Source organism: Halomonas sp. GT, assembly GCF_002082565.1.
Classification (GTDB): Bacteria; Pseudomonadota; Gammaproteobacteria; order Pseudomonadales; family Halomonadaceae; genus Vreelandella.
The window spans coordinates 322,472-339,837 of the sequence record NZ_CP020562.1 but is presented as its reverse complement, the minus strand read 5'-3'; the positions used below and the strand labels follow the sequence as shown (position 1 = coordinate 339,837).

Genomic DNA, 17,366 nt, shown 5'->3' with positions numbered 1-17,366 from the left:
ATTATGATTAATTTTTATCTCAATGGGCAGCCGCACCGCGTTGCGGCGGATGTTCATCTTAGTGTTCTAGAACTGCTAAGAGAACAACTACACCTGACCGGCACCAAGGAAGGTTGCGCGTCGGGGGATTGTGGCGCTTGTACGGTAGCCATCGGGGCACCTGATGCCAATGGCGAGCTACGCTACCACAGCGCCAACGCCTGCATCATGCCCGCTCATCAGCTCCAAGGCCGCCACTTAGTCACCGTCGAAGGTCTCGCTGACGACCAGCAATACTTGCATCCCGCCCAGGCAGCCATGGTCGAATGTCATGGTAGCCAATGCGGCTTCTGCACGCCGGGCATTGTGATGTCATTGTTCACACTGCACGAAGAACAGCACACTAACCCGCTCGCCACTCCCTTTAGCCCTGAGCGCCTTGAAGCCGCACTTGGCGGCAACCTGTGTCGCTGCACTGGCTATCGCCCCATTCGTGATGCGGCATTAGCAATGAACAGTATCGATGGCCATCGCCCTGCATGGTTAGATGCAACACTGAATGATGCGCAAGATAATCAGCACGTGGCTAACCTGGACGAAGCTAGCAGCCGCTTCCACCAGCCCCGTCAGTTGAATGACCTAGTGCGCCTACGCGCAGCCCATCCAGAAGCACGCTTGGTTGCGGGTGCCACTGACCTTTGGCTTGAAGTCACCCAACAACTGAAGGACTTACCACGGCTTATCGATACCACGCGCGTAAGTGAGCTTCAGCAAATTGAACAAGGTCAGGATGCGAGCGGGCGCCCCGGTTGGTGGATCGGAGCAGCCGTCACCTATGCACGCCTGGAGCCCTTACTCGAGAGTGAATATCCAACCTTTGCCCATCTTCTACACCGCCTAGGCTCGGCTCAGGTACGCAACCGCGGCACCTTGGGTGGCAACGTCGCTAATGCATCCCCCATCGGCGATACCCCGCCGGTGCTGCTGGCTCTTGATGCGCAGCTTCGCCTCGCAGGCCCTAACGGCTCCCGCGAGATTGCCGCCAACAACTTCTTCATCGACTACAAAAAGACCGACTTAGCTAACAATGAAGTGTTAAGCGCAGTTTTCACCCCGGCCCCGCAAGCAGGCCGCCAGCTGAAAGTATGGAAACTCTCGAAGCGGCGCGAAGATGACATTTCTGCCGTGCTGGGTGCCTTTGCCTGGCATCTGGAGGATGGATGCCTACGCGATGTCCGCCTGGCCTTCGGCGGCATGGCCGGCATACCTGCCCGAGCCCGTGGGGCCGAAGTGGCTCTCGAAGGGAATCCACCCTCACCAACCGTCTTCGAGGCTGCACGCCAAGCACTCGCGAATGACTTCTCACCGATGAGCGATGTTCGTGGCAGCGCCGACTACCGCACGCGGTCAGCGAGTGCGCTACTTGAACGCCTGCGTCTGGTCATCGAATCATCTACCCACGCCCAAACAAACACTCAGGAGGTGATGCTCCATGCGTACGCTCACTGATCTGCCAGCAACACAGCCTGAGCAGAAAGCATGTCAGCCAGCACAACATGTCGGCAGCATTTTTTCTGGTACGTCAGCTAACCACGAGAGCGCTATCAAGCATGTCACCGGGCGCGCGGCTTATATTGATGACCTAGCCCTTCCGGCCAATGCCCTCCACCTAGCCGCAGGCCTGTCATCTATCGCCCATGGTCGCATCACTCGCATGGACCTGGACGCGGTAAGGTCTGCTCCTGGTGTGGTCGATGTTATTAGCGTGGCAGACGTGCCAGGCCATACCGATATTGGCCCCGTTTTCCCAGGGGATCCCATCATGGCTGACGGCGAAGTGCTCTACGCGGGCCAAGTGCTGTTCGCCGTGGCAGCCGACAGCCACCGTGCGGCTCGTCAAGCAGTCGAAAAGGCAATTATCGAGATCGAAGAGCGCCCAGCAAGCCTCGACCCCGTTGCTGCCGCCAACGCGGGTGATCTGGTTCGCCCCACTCATCAACAGATCAGTGGAGACTGGGAAAAAGCCTTTGCCGACGCCGCCATTGTCGTTGCTGGCAAACAGTTTGTCGGTGGCCAGGAACACTTCTACTTGGAAGGGCAAGCCTGCGTCGCCCATCCCAGCGAAGACGAAGGCGTCATGATTCATACCTCCAACCAGCATCCCAGCGAGACGCAGAAACTGGTCGCCGAGGTACTCGGTATTCCCTTCCATGCCGTTACCGTCGAGACACGCCGCATGGGGGGCGGATTCGGAGGCAAGGAAACACAGGCTTCTCCCTGGGCCTGCCTCGCCGCCTTAATTGCCAGGCGAACCGGGCGCAGCTGTCGCTTTCGCTTACCGCGGGTCGATGACATGCGGGCGACCGGAAAGCGCCACCCTTTTCATAACGACTATCGCCTTGGCGTCGATGCCCATGGCGTGATTCTGGGTGGCGATATCAATGTGATCGGCGACTGTGGCTATTCACCCGACCTTTCCGACGCCATTGTTGATCGCGCTATGTTTCACTCGGATAACGCCTATTCACTGGGTGACGTCCGCGTTACAGGATATCGAGCGCGCACCCATACTGCCTCTAACACAGCCTTCCGCGGCTTCGGCGGCCCTCAAGGTATGATGGTTATCGAAGCGGCAATGGAGGATATCGCTCGCCGTCTAGGCGAAGATCCGCTGACGATACGCAAGCGCAACTTTTACCGCGACGGCCGCAACACGACGCATTACGGCCAGACGGTGGATCAGACCGTTCTCCTGCATGAGCTGGTTGAGCAACTCGAAACCTCTAGCGACTACTGGCAGCGGCGCCGAGCAATCCGAGAGTTCAACACCAAGAGCCCCGTCATTCGCAAAGGCTTGGCGTTGACTCCGGTAAAATTCGGCATTTCCTTCACCGCCCAGCACCTCAACCAAGCAGGCGCGCTCCTTCACGTTTATACCGACGGCAGCGTAATGATCAACCACGGCGGCACCGAGATGGGTCAGGGGCTGCATACGAAGATTTGCCAAGTGGTCGCGCGCGAGCTGGGCCTGGATCTTGATAGCGTGCGCATCACCGCTACACGTACTGACAAAGTGCCCAATACCTCTCCCACTGCCGCCTCCAGCGGCGCCGACCTCAATGGCCAAGCGGCTCGCGATGCCGCGCTCAAACTAAAAACACGGCTTTATGACTTTGCTGCCGAGCACTACCATCTCGATCGAGAAACCATCCACATGAAAGAGGGTTATCTAATAGCCGGCTTTGGCGAAAGTGAACGCCGCATCGCTTGGGGAGAGCTGGTTCAAGCCGCCTATCTATCGCGCATCTCGCTATCGGAAAAAGGCTTCTACGCCACACCATTAATCCATTATGACCGTACCAGCGGCAATGGCCGCCCCTTCTACTACTATGCCTTTGGTGCGGCGGTGGCCGAAGTTTCAATAGATACCCTGAGCGGCGAATACTTGGTAGATCGTGTCGACATCCTCCACGACGTGGGTGACTCCCTGAATCCGGCTATCGATATCGGCCAGGTCGAAGGTGGCTTCATCCAAGGCATGGGCTGGTTAACCAGTGAAGAGCTGAAATGGAATGGTAAAGGCCAACTGATTTCGAATGGCCCCGCGACCTACAAGATCCCTACTTACGGCGATCTACCGGCTACTTTCAATACCTCCTTAATGGAAGGCCACCCCAACTCCATGGCCAGCATCTATCGTTCCAAGGCCGTGGGTGAACCCCCTTTTATGCTTGGCATGTCGGTATGGGCGGCCCTGCGCGACGGCTTGGCCAGCCTAAACGGATACACCCAGGCGATACCTCTGGATACGCCAGCCACACCGGAGCGAGTCATGGCTGCCGCCGAAGCCGCACGAGCCAAACTTGACCATCCCGCTGACAAGCGACACAGCAATGGCCGTTAAGCTTTCTCCCTCTAATTATCTTCAGGAGCAACATCATGAATGAAGAGCAAGGACAATGCCTGAAACAAGAGCAGGGGCAAGCTTGGTTAATACGTGCACGGGTCTTGAGTTTCGATGCCGACCCCGGAGATGGCGACACGCCCCGAGAGGGTAGCGTTGTCTACCACCAAGACGGTGCCCTGTGGTGGGCCGACGGTCGCATTCAGGGTGTTGGCGACTATCGCACCCTGGCCCCTCAACTCCCCGTCGATATTAGCGTCATCGACCAGCGTGACAAGCTGGTCATGCCAGGCTTTATTGACAGCCATGTTCACTACGTTCAGCTCGATATCATGGCCTCTTATGGCCGCCAACTGCTGGACTGGTTGAATGACTATACCTTTCCTGAAGAGTGCCGTTTCGCCCAGCGGGCGCATGCCGACAACATGGCAGAAGCTTTTCTCAAAGAGTTGATGCGAGTCGGGACCACCACCGCCCAAGTGTTCTGCTCAAGCCATCCCAATTCGGTAGATGCCTTCTTCAGCGCCGCCCAACGCCGCGGCCTGTGTATGCTCGCTGGCAAGGTACTGATGGATCGCCACGCCCCCGAAGCACTTACCGACAAGACCCTCGGCGGCATTCGTGATACCGAGCGCTTGATCAGCGACTGGCATGGCACCGATCGCCTTGGCTACAGTGTTACACCGCGCTTTGCTCCCACTTCCACGCGCACCCAGCTTGATGCCGCCGGTGGCCTGCTACGCAACGATGAAAGCCTATGGCTGCAAACTCACTTATCGGAAAACCTCGGCGAACTGGACTGGGTAGCCGAGCTGTTTCCAGAAAGCCGTGACTACCTCGAGGTTTACGAGCAGTCCGGCCTGGTTGGGCCACGCAGCACCTTTGCCCATGGCATTCATCTGGACAATGGCATGCGCAAGCGGCTGGCTGAACGCAGTGCCAATATCGCTTTTTGCCCCAGCTCTAACCTCTTCCTTGGTAGCGGCTTGTTCGACCGCCACGCCGCCCATGAAAGCGGGTTAAATCTAACCCTGGCCAGCGATATTGGCGCTGGCACCGACCTTTCCGGATTAGCGACTCTCAAGGCGGGCTATCAAGTAGGGCAACTGCTCGGCCAGCCACTGACGGCCTGGTCAGGCTTCCATGCCCTGACCAGAGGCAATGCCGTATCCCTATCGCTAGATGACCGTATCGGCCGTTTTGCACCAGGCATGGATGCCGACTTCGTCGTTATCGACCTGTCCGCCTCACCGCTGATGGCACGACGTATGGCACGATGCGAAAGTTTGGCAGAGGAGTTATTCACTCTAATGATGCTAGGCGACGACCGCGCTATCTTCGAAACCTGGGCTGGAGGACGTCTACAACACCGACGTCAAAATTAAGCAGAAAATTAATCAGGAGGGGGCCAAAAAGCAGCAAGCCCCCTCACCCTGCTAGCAGGTTCGGAGGCCATCAAAAAAAGCCATGTTCAGCAGCCAACAGAGTGCATATCGAAACGCGCCCTGTTGTACTAAAACATTACTCTAAACCTAATACATCCTGCATATCGTAACGGCCATGCGCTTTATCAGCGACCCAGCGAGCAGCGCGAACCGCGCCTTTAGCAAAGGTCATACGGCTGGAGGCTTTATGAGTAATTTCGATACGCTCGCCTTCAGTGGCAAACATCACTGTGTGTTCGCCAACAATGTCGCCAGCGCGCACGGTGGCAAAACCGATCTCTTTGTCGGTGCGCGGCCCACACTGGCCTACCCGCTCATAGACCCCGTGCTCTTTTAACGTGCGGCCGATGCTCTCCGCGACCACTTCTCCCATCTTAATCGCCGTGCCAGAAGGCGCATCCACTTTATGGCGATGGTGCGCTTCAATGACTTCAATATCGTAGCCTTCATCACCGAGAGCTTTTGCAGCGGTCTCAAGCAACTTGAGAGTCAAGTTAACACCGACACTCATATTAGGCGCGAACACCATGGCCACTTTATCGCGGTAGCTGTCCAGCTCGACCAGTTCGTCATCGCTCATGCCAGTAGTGCCAATCACAATGCCCTTGCCGTGCTCGGCGCAGAATGCCAAATTTGCCAGAGTTACCTGCGGCGCGGTGAAATCGATTAGAACATCGAAGTCGTCCACAATCGCATCGAGAGAATCGACTGCTACCACGCCGCGTTTGCCAACGCCTGCCAGCTCACCAATGTCCGCACCCGCTAAGGAACTACCTGGCTCAACAATGCCGCCTGCAAGTGAGGCATCTGCCTGCTGCTCTACCGCATTTACTAACGTGCGGCCCATACGGCCAGCGACGCCTACAATGGCAATTCGGGTCATGAGAACTCCTGCGCGAGCGCCGTTCGGCACCAAGCTTGATATAAGAAAAACAAGGATAAAAAAGTGGCCGAAATTATAACAGACCCCTCTTAATGATGCGGCGCTTGCTTAAGGCAGTGTACACGCTGCTTCAAGCGGACTAGTTCTCCCAAACAATTTCCAGCGGCTCATCTTTTGCCATGCGCATGAGGTGACTTTCCACCACCCCCTCTAACTGATCAAGATGCTCTTCTTCCAAGGTTTCAAGGGAAACAATCAAGCGATCTGCCTCCACATGCATTAGGCAGGTGCCGCTGGCAAATATGATTTTGGCATCTTGCTCGTTATGTTCGACCTCAAGCTTATGCGCCCAATGCTTGCACAAGCGGTTTATCAAGCGCTCGCCAGAAGGCGTTACGATTTCGGCACGGGATAAAGGCATCGTATTTTCTCCAAAGGTAGCGAGTTAATGCCTACTAGCGTAATCCTCACAATAGAAACCGCCAAGCGTCAAATAATAAAGACTTGCAACAGTGCGTTCCAACGACGCCCCTTCATGAAAGCTCACCTCGACAAACAATACTGTTTTCGTAATAATGCTCAACTTTGTGAATACGAATTACACGCATAATCAATTTCCTCTTGGCGTTACCTCTCAATAGTCGCGCTGGCGACCCTCGGTTAGTTTCACTTACCAACTGGTGATCAATATAGTTATGTCTTCCCACGCTTTCAGGACGCTACTTAGCGCACTAACCGCTTTAACGTTCACCGCTGCCAATGCAGATAGCATCACCGTTACCGATGTTGCAGGCCGTCAAGTCTCCTTAGACGCTCCTGCCGAGCGGGTTATCTTAGGCGAAGGAAGGCAAATTTATCTGCTTGGCCTGCTGGAACCCGAAACACCGTTTATCCATGTGGTTGGCTGGCGGGAAGACTTTTCTCAGGCGGATCCCGATAATTACGCCCGCTATCTGGAACGTTTCCCCGACATTGAGGCAATCCCCACCTTTGGTGGCTTCAAAGATGGCACCTTTGATGTTGAGCAAGCAGCGGCGCTTAACCCTGACGTCATCCTGATGAATATTGAGGCGAAAGCGGCCACTGAAGACGCCGCCTATGACGATAAGTTAGCCGAGCTGGATATCCCTATTGTCTATGTGGATTTCCGTGAAGACCCCATCGCACATACGATTCCCTCGATGCGGATTATTGGCAAGCTGATGGGAGATGAAGCCGCTGCCGAGGAATTTATCGCCTTTGCTGAAGAGCAGATGGCGCGGGTTACTGATGTTATTGAAGGCGCCAACCCAGAGCGCCCGAGCGTGTTTATTGACCGGGCAGGCGGGTATTCAGATGAATGCTGCATGAGCTTTGGCCCTGCTAACTTTGGCGAGTATGTCACCCTGGCTGGCGGTAACAACATTGCCGAAGGCATTATTCCTAACAGCTTCGGCAATTTGAATCCTGAACAAATTATTGCCGCCAACCCCGAGCACGTCGTTGTTACGGGCGGCAATTGGGATGCTTACGTTCCCGGCGGCGCCTGGGTAGGGGTAGGACCAGGCGCAAACATGGATCACGCTCGCGCGAAACTCGAAGCACTCACCGAGCGCACCGCCATGACCGGCATTGAAGCAGTCGACACTGGCAATTTCCACGCCATTTGGCATCAGTTCTATAACAGCCCTTACTATTTTGTTGCTGTGCAGCAATTGGCGAAATGGCTGCACCCCGAACTGTTTGACGATCTCGACCCTGAAGCGACAATGCGCGAGCTGCACGATCGCTTTTTGCCTATCGATTATGCACCCGGTTATTGGATATCTTTAAATGACGACTGACAGCACTGCAATGAATAGCGTTTCCCACGGGCGCGCCTTCTATCGCACCCAGGTATTTCGCCGCCAACTGATCTTGGCGGCGCTGGTCATAGCGCTGTTCTTAAGCCTGTGTATTGACCTTGCACTTGGCCCTGCACGCTACAGTCTTGGCGAAGTCGTTGCTGCTTTGTTTACCCCGGATACTGTTAGCCAGCAGGCACGTGTCATTTTGTGGGAAATTCGCATGCCCGTGGCGCTGATGGCGTTAGTGGTGGGTGCCAGCCTCTCGGTGGCCGGTGCTCAGATGCAAACGATCCTAAGCAATCCGCTGGCCAGCCCGTTTACGCTAGGCATTTCGGCCGGCGCTAGCTTTGGCGCTGCCCTGGGCTTGGCTTTTGGCGTTGCGATCATCCCTGCGGCCATTGAGTATGTCGTCCCCATCAATGCGTTCCTGATGGCAATGGTGACCGCTTTTTTAATCCACGCACTCAGCCTTAAGCGCGGCGTTACGGTAGAAACGATCGTACTGCTAGGCATTGCGATGGTGTTTATTTTTAACTCATTAATGGCATTGATTCAGTTTTTTGCCAGCCAACAGGCTGTCGCCGCCGTTGTCTTCTGGACCATGGGCAGTCTAACCAAGGCAACCTGGCCAAAGTTTTGGATTGCACTCGGTGTACTGGCAGCAGTCATGCCGTTACTGGCACGCCACGGTTGGGCGCTAACCGCTATGCGACTGGGGGATGCCAAGGCCGAAAGCATGGGCGTCAACCCGCGTGCACTACGCTTAGAAGTTTTAGTGCTGGTGTCGCTACTTGCAGCGATTGCCGTCGCCTTTGTCGGCACCATTGGTTTTATCGGTCTAGTAGGGCCACACATTGCGCGCATTCTGCTGGGTGAGGATCAGCGCTTCTTCCTTCCCGGCTCTGCTTTATGCGGCGCGCTTATCCTTTCGGTTGGCTCAGTGATTTCCAAAATCATTATTCCAGGCACCATTATTCCCATTGGCATTATCACATCACTCGTGGGCATTCCCTTCTTTCTATTTTTGGTACTCAACCATAAGAAGGCATCATGGTAACCCTACAACTCAACCACGTTTCTGCTCGCTACGGGCGTCGTCCTATTATTCAGGACATAACAACCCCGCGCTTTCAGGGCGGTCAGATTGTTGCCCTGCTTGGCCCTAACGCAGCGGGTAAATCAACCCTGTTTCGCCGTATTTTAGGCCTGCTAAAAGGGGGCGGCGAGGTGATTGTCAGTGGCACTAGTGCTGAACGCCCAGTGGCGTATATGCCTCAAGATACGGGGGCAAAAGCGGTGCTAACGGTGTACGAGTCAGTGCTACTGGCACGCATGCAAGGGCGCAGCCTAAAAGTGCAGGCTGAAGACCTTACCCAGGTCGACCGAGCGCTTGAAGAGCTCAATATCAGCGCGCTTGGCGAACGCGATATTGGTGATCTGAGCGGCGGGCAACGTCAATTGGTGAGCGCCGCCCAGGCGCTGGTTCAAGAGCCTGAAATTTTAATGCTGGATGAGCCTACCTCAGCGCTTGATCTTAACCGCCAGATCAACCTGCTAAGCGTACTGCGGCGTCTTGCCGATGAGCGCAACATGCTCATTCTGGTTGCCCTTCACGATCTCGGGCATGCGTTGCGTTTCACTGATGCAGCCATGGTGTTAGAGAACGGCCGTTTAATCGCCTGCGGCACAACCGAGGAAGTAATTTCACCTGAGTTACTGCGCCAAGTTTACAAAGTGACGGCGCGTATTGAGCCATGCTCAAAGGGCCGTCCTCAGCTTATCGTCGAAGAAGCCGTTTAATCCGGCGGCCTTCCAGTGTGGCCAGCCCGACCCCGCTAAGTAGAAACGGCAGTGCCAGCAAAAAGCCGCTGGAAACTGGCAGGCCAAACAGCAGCCAATCTGCTAACACAGGCCACACCAACGCGATGTATTCAAAAGGCGCTAGGCGTGACGCTTCGGCGTAACGTAGCGCCAGCGTCATCGCAATATGGGCCGAGCCGCCAAACAAACCAGAAAGCACTAACAACCACACCACATCACCTTTAAGCGGTGCCCAGCCAAAGGGCAGCGTTGCCAACCCCGCTAGCGCAGAGACCAGAATAAAGTAGAAGGCAATGGAGCCTGCTGTTTCGGTACGTGAAATGCGCCGTACGGTTAGCAGCGCCCCCGCAGTTAATAGCGCGCTCAGCGCCCCTAGCGCATAGCCAGCCAGCTGCCCTTGCTCGCGACTGGCCTCAAGCCCTGGCAGCACCAACACCGCCACCCCAGCTAACGCCAACGCAATAGCGCCCACCCGATAAAGCGAAAAGCGCTCCCCCAGCAGCAAGACGCCACCCAACGCCATAAATACAGGTGTTAGCTGGGCCAACAACGTCGTTTCCGCGACAGGTAACAAGGCCACCGCCGCGAACGACGCGAACATTGCCGCCGCCCCAAGCCCCGAGCGCAACGCATGACCCAATGGACGACGCGTCGCCAATCCCTGCGGAAATTCGCGACGAAGCATCAAAAAAACAACAATCGGCAACAGCGCAAATAACGAGCGGAAAAACACCGACTGCCCTACTGGCACCTCATCACTCACCGCTTTAATACACACCAACATACCGGTAAACAGCACGCCGGAAAGCACCCGCAACCCAATGCCCAACCCAGGGCGAGACTCTTCATCCGCTAGCATTTGCCCTCGTCCTTACGTGCAAATAATTCATGTGCAAATAACTCTGCTTTAAAAGGTATCGGTTAGCGATTAAACGATAAGTCCATCAGGCCAACTATTTTACACCAAGCAACACAATGATTTAGGTGTCTACAGCCAATATAAAAAACGCCCCGACACTAGAAAATGCCGGGGCGCTGATGTGCTGTGAAGTGAATCGCCGTTACGGTTTCATCTCTTCAAAAAACTTCTTCACACTGTCGAAGAAGCCAGTTTTCTTCGGCGAGTGGCTGTGGCTATTGCTGCCGTCAAAGCTCTCTTGCAACTGACGAAGCAGGTCTTTCTGCTCGTCATTGAGATTGACCGGCGTCTCCAGCACCACTTTGCAAAGCAAGTCGCCAGGAGCGCCACCACGTACCGGTTTCACACCTTTACCGCGCAGCCTGAAGAGTTTGCCGGTTTGAGTTTCCGGTGGAATCTTCAGTTTCACACGGCCGTCTAGCGTGGGTACTTCTAGCTCCCCACCTAATGCAGCGTCAACAAAGTTGATCGGCACGTCACACTGCAGGTGTTTGCCATCACGCTGGAAGATGTGGTGTGGCTTGATCGACACCTGAACATACAGGTCACCGGGCGGGCCACCGTTAATACCACTTTCACCTTCGCCATTCAGACGAATGCGATCACCAGTATCCACACCTGGCGGAATCTTCACCGATAGCGTGCGCGTTTCCCGCACGCGGCCTTCACCGTTACATTTGTGGCACGGCACCTTGATGTGCTGGCCACTGCCGTGACAGGTCGGGCAAGTTTGCTGAACCGCAAAGAAGCCTTGCTGCATACGCACTTGGCCGTGGCCATGGCACGTGGGGCAGGTTTCTTTGCTAGAACCAGGCTCAGCACCTTCACCATCGCAGCGGTCACATTCGATATGGCGTGGCACGCGGATATCAACGGTTGTGCCGGAAACTGCGTTCTCCAGATCCAGCTCTAAGTTGTAGCGTAGATCACTGCCACGCGCGGGGGCGTTAGGGCCACGACGACGGCCACCACCGCCACCAAAGATATCGCCAAACACATCGCCGAAGATGTCGCTGAAGTCGCCAGCGCCACCACCGCCGAACCCGCCACCGCCAAAGCCGCCACCTTGGCCGTCAACACCAGCGTGACCAAACTGGTCATACGCCGCGCGCTTTTCGCCATCGCTTAAGACTTCGTACGCTTCTGACACCTCACGGAATTTTTCCGCGGCGGTGTTATCGCCTGGGTTTCGATCAGGGTGGAATTTTTGCGCCAAGCGGCGGTAGGCTTTTTTGATCTCTTTCTGATCAGCCCCTTTTTCGACACCCAGGACTTCGTAATAATCGCGTTTGGACATGGGTCCTACGCCTCCTGGTTAGCTACGCACTTAATTAGGCGTCTGCTTCGGAAACAGCAACGCGGGAGTTGTCTCCCGCGTCACCGCATTCCTTAGCAGATAGAGGTGTTTTACTGCTTCTTCTTGTCGTCGTTGACTTCTTCGTACTCAGCGTCAACCACGTCATCCTCTGGCTTGGTGCTAGCATTTTCAGCACTTTCACCGTCCGCCTGCTGAGCAGCTTCCGCCTGCTCGGCGTACATTTTCTGCGCCAATTGGCCAGACACTTCGGTCAGCGCGTCCAGCTTCTGCTGGATGTTGTCCTGATCATCAGTCTTCACTGCTTCTTCCAGCTCGCTGATCGCACTTTCGATGGCTTGTTTCTCGTCATCGCTCGCTTTATCGCCCGCTTCCTGCACGGTTTTGCGAGTGGCGTGAATCATGCCATCTGCTTGGTTACGCAGCTGCACTAGCGCTTCGAACTTTTTATCTTCGTCCGCGTGAGCTTCCGCGTCGCGTACCATTTGCTCGATCTCTTCATCCGTGAGACCGCTGGATGCTTTAATGACGATAGACTGCTCTTTATTAGTCGCCTTATCTTTGGCCGATACATTTAGAATGCCGTTGGCATCCAGGTCGAAGGCCACTTCAATTTGCGGCACACCACGCGGTGCTGGCGGAATGTCGGCAAGATCAAAACGACCCAGCGACTTATTCTGTGCGACTTGCTTACGCTCACCCTGAACGACGTGAATCGTCACTGCCGTTTGGTTGTCATCCGCCGTGGAGAAGGTTTGCGTCTTCTTCGTGGGGATGGTGGTGTTTTTATCGATCAGCGGCGTCATTACGCCACCCAGGGTTTCAATACCCAGGGTCAGCGGCGTCACGTCAAGCAGTAGGACGTCTTTTACGTCGCCACCAAGAACACCGCCCTGAATCGCCGCACCAACAGCAACCGCTTCATCTGGGTTGACGTCTTTACGGGCTTCTTTGCCGAAGAAATCAGCGGCTTTCTTCTGCACCATCGGCATGCGCGTCTGGCCACCGACCAGAATCACTTCGTCGATTTCAGACGCAGACAAACCAGCATCTTTCAACGCCATTTTGCATGGGTCAAGCGAGCGCTGTACCAGATCTTCAACCAGCGACTCCAGCTTGGCACGCGTCACTTTCACGTTAAGGTGTTTCGGGCCGGTGTTGTCAGCGGTGATGTACGGCAGGTTAACGTCTGTCTGCTGGGCACTGGAAAGCTCAATTTTAGCCTTCTCAGCCGCTTCTTTCAGGCGCTGCATAGCGAGGTTATCGCCAGACAGATCCATACCGCTATCCGCTTTAAACTGGTCAACTAAGTAGTTGATCAGCGCCAAATCAAAGTCTTCGCCGCCCAGGAAGGTGTCGCCGTTGGTGGCCAACACTTCAAACTGGGTTTCGCCGTCAACGTCAGCCACTTCGATAATAGAAATATCGAAAGTACCGCCACCCAGGTCGTATACCGCGATGGTTTTATCACCACGGGATTTGTCCATACCGTAGGCCAATGCTGCTGCGGTTGGCTCGTTAATGATGCGTTTAACATCTAGACCGGCGATACGGCCCGCATCTTTCGTGGCTTGGCGCTGGCTGTCATTAAAATAAGCCGGTACGGTGATAACCGCTTCAGTTACCGCTTCACCGAGGTAATCTTCGGCGGTTTTCTTCATTTTCTTCAGCACTTCCGCGCTTACCTGCGGCGGCGCCATTTTCTTGCCTTTTACTTCAACCCAAGCATCACCGTTGTCTGCTTCAGTGATTTTGTAAGGCACCATTTTGATGTCTTTTTGTACGACATCATCTTTGAAGCGACGGCCAATCAGGCGTTTGATCGCGTAAAGGGTGTTCTCAGGGTTGGTGACAGCCTGACGTTTTGCCGCCTGGCCTACCAGCGTTTCACCATCGTCGGTGTAAGCAATAATGGAAGGCGTAGTACGACCACCTTCGGCATTTTCAATTACTTTAGCGCTGTCACCATCGAGCACTGCCACACAAGAGTTGGTGGTGCCCAGATCGATACCAATAATGCGTCCCATAGCAAAAACCTCGAATTCGGTTGTTACAAAACTGATGTTTGAAAGCTGATGTCAAAAAATCTGCTTTTTGAAATTTAAAGCGTTTGCGGGTTTTCCCGCGGGTTGCCCTTTATTTGGGGGCCGCTCGCAGCATTTCAAGGGGCTTTTTTTTGCTTTGCGTCAGCCAATGCTTAATTGGCTTTTTGGCTGACTACCACCATCGCTGGGCGAACTAGGCGGCCGTTAAGCAAATAACCCTTCTGCATCACGTCCATGACGGTATTGGGTTCAAGCTCGGGATTCGGCACCATCGCCATCGCTTCGTGAACCTGCGGGTCGAAGGGCTCACCCTGGGGCTCAACGCTTTCCACGCCAAATTTATTCAATACGCCTAACTGCATTTTGAGGGTCATGGAAACGCCCTCACGATGTACGTCAGAGGCTCCGTCTTCCATGCTCTCTAGGGCTTTTTCCAGACTATCAACAACGGGCAATAGCTCTTTAACAAATTTTTCTAAAGCAAATTTGCGCGCTTTTTCAGCTTCTTGCTCAGCCCGGCGACGCACGTTTTGAGCTTCAGCAGCGGCACGTAGCGCTTGGTCTTTAGCTTCCGCCAAGCTCTGCTCAAGCTCTTCCACCTGAGCAGCTAGCATATCGGCTTCAGGGTTTCCCACTTCGCCCTCTAGCGCAGCCTCTTCCTCAATCAAGCCTTCCAACTCGCCCTCGACCAGACGCTCTTCAGCCGCTTGCTCGGTGACTTCCGCCTCTTGCTCTTGGCGGGCCAGCTCATCTTCTAATGGGGTTTGCGGTTCTTTTGCCATGCCTAGCTCCTGAAAAATATGCAGCGGTGGCATTGACGGCCACCTCGGTTAAGTAACGAGTATTAACCACGTATGAACGCTATATGGGGGCCATAAAAGCCATCTCAAGAGGGGCATTGAAGTGAGTTACAGACTACTGTATAAAACAACAATTATTGGATAAGTATCCAGCTTCTGTGCCGCACTGCCTCAGGAGGCCTTAATGCTTACGCAGCTAGCAATCCAAGATTACGCTATTGTCGACCGCCTTGAACTCGACCTAACCCGGGGCATGACGGCGATCACCGGGGAAACTGGGGCAGGCAAATCGATTCTGCTCGGTGCCCTTGGCCTATGTTTAGGTGAGCGTGCCGACGCGGGCAGTGTACGTCACGGACGTGAACGCACCGACCTTTCCGCTCGTTTTGATATTCAACACCTGCCCGCTGCCACTGAGTGGTTGACTGCTCGTGAGCTGCCTGCTGAAGAGTGCTTGCTGCGCCGTGTGGTCACAGCCAGCGGTCGCTCCAAAGCATGGATCAATGGCCACCCTGCTACCATCGCTGACCTAAAATCGCTGGGCGAGCAGCTGATTCAAATCCATGGACAGCATGCTCATCAGGCACTCATGCGTGAAGAAACCCACCTTGCTCTGCTAGATGATTATGCTGGGCTACGTGAGCGTAGCCAGCAGTTAGCTGAAACGTTCCGCGAGTGGCGCAGCGCTCGACGGCGATTAAAAAAACTCAGCGAAGAAGGCAGTGAGGTTGAGGCAAAACGACAGCTGCTACGTTACCAAGTAGAAGAATTAGATCAACTAGGGTTGGCCGAAGGTGAGCTGCAAACCCTCGAAGAAGAACAGCATACCCTTGCCCATGCGGAAGAGACGCTGCGTGAAACCCAGTTTGCCGCCGACTGCTGCGCGAGCGATGAAGGCGGCGCTCTGTCACTGTTAAACCAAGCCTATACCCATTTAAGCGCGCTACCCGGCAGTGACAAAGGCACACTGGCCAATACCTTGGCTATGCTTAGCGATGCGCGCATTCAAGTAGAGGAAGCTTCCAGCGAGCTTAATCGTCTTGCCAGTACTACTGAACTAGACCCGGAACGCCTAGCCTGGGTAGAAGAACGTCTTGGCGATGTCCACCGTATCGGCCGCAAGCACCACGTTGCCCCGGAAGAGATTTGCGCACTGCATGCCCGGCTCAGCCAGGAAGTCGAACTGCTAGAAGCCAGCGACGACGACCTGGAGTCGTTAAGCAACCAAGTGTCTGAATACCGCGAGCGTTACCGCAGCGACGCTAAACAACTAAGTGAGGCGCGACAAAAAGCCGCCGTTCGCTTAGGCAAAGAGGTGCAGCAACAACTGGCTTTTCTGGCCATGGGTAAAGCACGCTTTGAGGTAGACGTTACCCCGCGAGAAACGCCTACGCCGGAAGGCCTGGACCACGTTCAATTCCTGATTAGCGCTAATCCGGGTCAGCCTGCTAGGCCGTTAACCAAGGTGGCTTCGGGCGGTGAGCTTTCGCGTATCAGTCTTGCCATTCAAGTGGTGGCCGCTTCCCACTCCACTATTCCCAGCTTGGTCTTCGATGAAGTGGACGTAGGCATCTCGGGAGCGACGGCCGAAATTGTTGGCCAACTGCTACGCAAGCTCGGCGAAAACGGGCAAGTAATGACCGTCACCCACCTACCTCAGGTCGCCGCTCAGGCGCATCAGCATCTGCATATTGAAAAACGTGCCAAACGAGATAGCACACTGACCCATATGGCCCTGCTGGACGAGCGTGGCCGGGTTAGTGAACTTGCCCGCATGCTGGGCGGTGTAACGCTATCTGACCAAACACTCGCTCACGCCAGGGAAATGCTTCACGCTAGCCAACGGCCGCCGCACTAAGCGTTTGTTCAATCGCCAATCACTAGTAAACACTACACGCTATAAAAAACGCCCCCAGGGCGCGAATGAAACATCACTCGCACCCTGGGGGCGTCTTATTTAGCGCGACTATTTTTTATTTGTGGGGCCACTGTCCTGTCGCGTTACGTCCGACCCACGGGGGCGTACATAAAGCACCAGGGCATGGTCCACAAGTTCATAGCCGTGCTCTTCGGCGATCTCTTGCTGACGACGCTCAATGATTTCATCGACAAACTCAATGATTTCACCACTTTCTAAACACACCATATGGTCGTGGTGGTCTTCTTGAGTCATCTCGAACACCGCGTGACCACCATCAAAATTATGACGGATCACCAAGCCTGCTGATTCAAACTGAGTCAGCACGCGGTACACGGTAGCCAAGCCAACATCCTCGCCCGCATCAATCAGTGTTTTGTACACTTCTTCTGCGCTAAGGTGGTGTTGACCCGAAGCATTTTCGAGAATCTGCAGGATCTTGACGCGCGGCAGGGTCACTTTCAGCCCGGCTTTGCGCAGTTCATGGTTCTGATCGGCCATGGTTGCTCTT

At 54.9% G+C, this 17,366-nt stretch carries 14 protein-coding genes; 7 read left to right on the top strand and 7 right to left on the bottom strand.

The annotated features are described in order from the left end of the window. Positions 1-3 precede the first annotated feature (3 nt). From xdhA to guaD, 3 genes are read left to right on the top strand one after another with little or no spacing between them, the layout of a single operon-like run. A complete protein-coding gene (gene xdhA / locus B6A39_RS01640) occupies positions 4-1,488 on the top strand; it encodes a xanthine dehydrogenase small subunit (protein WP_083000704.1) in 1,485 nt (494 codons plus the stop codon). Then, positions 1,472-3,883 carry a xanthine dehydrogenase molybdopterin binding subunit gene (xdhB, locus tag B6A39_RS01635; RefSeq protein WP_083000702.1) on the top strand — a complete coding sequence of 804 codons (2,412 nt, stop codon included), beginning with the start codon at positions 1,472-1,474 and terminating at the stop codon, positions 3,881-3,883. Before xdhA ends, xdhB begins: the two co-directional genes overlap by 17 nt. Positions 3,884-3,918: 35 nt before the next feature. Continuing rightward, positions 3,919-5,268 (top strand): guanine deaminase, encoded by a 1,350-nt coding sequence (gene guaD, locus B6A39_RS01630; protein WP_083000700.1) that lies wholly within the window; start codon positions 3,919-3,921, stop codon positions 5,266-5,268. 136 nt (positions 5,269-5,404) lie between these two features. Here guaD and dapB read toward each other — a convergent pair whose 3' ends face one another. Next, positions 5,405-6,211, bottom strand: coding sequence for a 4-hydroxy-tetrahydrodipicolinate reductase (dapB, locus tag B6A39_RS01625; RefSeq protein ID WP_083000698.1), 807 nt, complete (start codon positions 6,209-6,211; stop codon positions 5,405-5,407). A 139-nt stretch (positions 6,212-6,350) separates the two neighbouring features. Next, positions 6,351-6,632: a DUF2218 domain-containing protein gene (locus B6A39_RS01620; RefSeq protein WP_009723756.1), complete on the bottom strand. Its 282-nt coding sequence runs from the start codon at positions 6,630-6,632 to the stop codon at positions 6,351-6,353. 274 nt (positions 6,633-6,906) lie between these two features. On the opposite strand from B6A39_RS01620, the gene B6A39_RS01615 reads away from it, so the two are divergent. From B6A39_RS01615 to B6A39_RS01605, 3 genes are read left to right on the top strand one after another with little or no spacing between them, the layout of a single operon-like run. Then, positions 6,907-8,034, top strand: coding sequence for an ABC transporter substrate-binding protein (locus B6A39_RS01615; RefSeq protein ID WP_083000696.1), 1,128 nt, complete (start codon positions 6,907-6,909; stop codon positions 8,032-8,034). Continuing rightward, a complete protein-coding gene (locus tag B6A39_RS01610; protein WP_083000694.1) occupies positions 8,024-9,094 on the top strand; it encodes a FecCD family ABC transporter permease in 1,071 nt (356 codons plus the stop codon). Before B6A39_RS01615 ends, B6A39_RS01610 begins: the two co-directional genes overlap by 11 nt. Then, on the top strand, positions 9,088-9,837 hold the full coding sequence (locus B6A39_RS01605; protein WP_083000691.1) for an ABC transporter ATP-binding protein: 750 nt from the start codon (positions 9,088-9,090) through the stop codon (positions 9,835-9,837). Before B6A39_RS01610 ends, B6A39_RS01605 begins: the two co-directional genes overlap by 7 nt. Here B6A39_RS01605 and B6A39_RS01600 read toward each other — a convergent pair. The 4 genes from B6A39_RS01600 to grpE form a co-directional block, all read right to left on the bottom strand. After that, complete coding sequence (locus tag B6A39_RS01600; RefSeq protein ID WP_083000688.1) at positions 9,815-10,717, bottom strand: DMT family transporter; 903 nt, start codon at positions 10,715-10,717, stop codon at positions 9,815-9,817. The two genes, B6A39_RS01605 and B6A39_RS01600, sit on opposite strands and share 23 nt — an antisense overlap. Before the next feature lie 202 nt (positions 10,718-10,919). After that, complete coding sequence (gene dnaJ, locus B6A39_RS01595) at positions 10,920-12,074, bottom strand: molecular chaperone DnaJ (RefSeq protein WP_083000686.1); 1,155 nt, start codon at positions 12,072-12,074, stop codon at positions 10,920-10,922. Positions 12,075-12,184: 110 nt separating this feature from the next. Beyond that, positions 12,185-14,119 carry a molecular chaperone DnaK gene (dnaK, locus tag B6A39_RS01590; RefSeq protein WP_083000683.1) on the bottom strand — a complete coding sequence of 645 codons (1,935 nt, stop codon included), beginning with the start codon at positions 14,117-14,119 and terminating at the stop codon, positions 12,185-12,187. A gap of 170 nt (positions 14,120-14,289) precedes the next feature. After that, entirely contained in the window at positions 14,290-14,919 is a 630-nt protein-coding gene (gene grpE / locus B6A39_RS01585; protein ID WP_083007826.1) for a nucleotide exchange factor GrpE, read from the bottom strand. Between the two features lie 202 nt (positions 14,920-15,121). On the opposite strand from grpE, the gene recN reads away from it, so the two are divergent. After that, positions 15,122-16,795: a DNA repair protein RecN gene (recN, locus tag B6A39_RS01580; protein ID WP_083000681.1), complete on the top strand. Its 1,674-nt coding sequence runs from the start codon at positions 15,122-15,124 to the stop codon at positions 16,793-16,795. A 108-nt stretch (positions 16,796-16,903) separates the two neighbouring features. Here the strand turns inward: recN and fur are convergent, their stop codons facing one another. Beyond that, positions 16,904-17,356 carry a ferric iron uptake transcriptional regulator gene (fur, locus tag B6A39_RS01575; RefSeq protein ID WP_009723762.1) on the bottom strand — a complete coding sequence of 151 codons (453 nt, stop codon included), beginning with the start codon at positions 17,354-17,356 and terminating at the stop codon, positions 16,904-16,906. Positions 17,357-17,366: the final 10 nt, after the last annotated feature.

What these genes read in the sequence shown, in the direction of transcription:
- xdhA (WP_083000704.1), top strand. Translation starts at nt 4, where the DNA reads ATGATTAATTTTTATCTCAATGGGCAGCCGCACCGCGTTGCGGCGGAT.
- xdhB (WP_083000702.1), top strand. Translation starts at nt 1,472, where the DNA reads ATGCGTACGCTCACTGATCTGCCAGCAACACAGCCTGAGCAGAAAGCA.
- guaD (WP_083000700.1), top strand. Translation starts at nt 3,919, where the DNA reads ATGAATGAAGAGCAAGGACAATGCCTGAAACAAGAGCAGGGGCAAGCT.
- dapB (WP_083000698.1), bottom strand. Translation starts at nt 6,211, where the DNA reads ATGACCCGAATTGCCATTGTAGGCGTCGCTGGCCGTATGGGCCGCACG.
- B6A39_RS01620 (WP_009723756.1), bottom strand. Translation starts at nt 6,632, where the DNA reads ATGCCTTTATCCCGTGCCGAAATCGTAACGCCTTCTGGCGAGCGCTTG.
- B6A39_RS01615 (WP_083000696.1), top strand. Translation starts at nt 6,907, where the DNA reads ATGTCTTCCCACGCTTTCAGGACGCTACTTAGCGCACTAACCGCTTTA.
- B6A39_RS01610 (WP_083000694.1), top strand. Translation starts at nt 8,024, where the DNA reads ATGACGACTGACAGCACTGCAATGAATAGCGTTTCCCACGGGCGCGCC.
- B6A39_RS01605 (WP_083000691.1), top strand. Translation starts at nt 9,088, where the DNA reads ATGGTAACCCTACAACTCAACCACGTTTCTGCTCGCTACGGGCGTCGT.
- B6A39_RS01600 (WP_083000688.1), bottom strand. Translation starts at nt 10,717, where the DNA reads ATGCTAGCGGATGAAGAGTCTCGCCCTGGGTTGGGCATTGGGTTGCGG.
- dnaJ (WP_083000686.1), bottom strand. Translation starts at nt 12,074, where the DNA reads ATGTCCAAACGCGATTATTACGAAGTCCTGGGTGTCGAAAAAGGGGCT.
- dnaK (WP_083000683.1), bottom strand. Translation starts at nt 14,119, where the DNA reads ATGGGACGCATTATTGGTATCGATCTGGGCACCACCAACTCTTGTGTG.
- grpE (WP_083007826.1), bottom strand. Translation starts at nt 14,919, where the DNA reads ATGGCAAAAGAACCGCAAACCCCATTAGAAGATGAGCTGGCCCGCCAA.
- recN (WP_083000681.1), top strand. Translation starts at nt 15,122, where the DNA reads ATGCTTACGCAGCTAGCAATCCAAGATTACGCTATTGTCGACCGCCTT.
- fur (WP_009723762.1), bottom strand. Translation starts at nt 17,356, where the DNA reads ATGGCCGATCAGAACCATGAACTGCGCAAAGCCGGGCTGAAAGTGACC.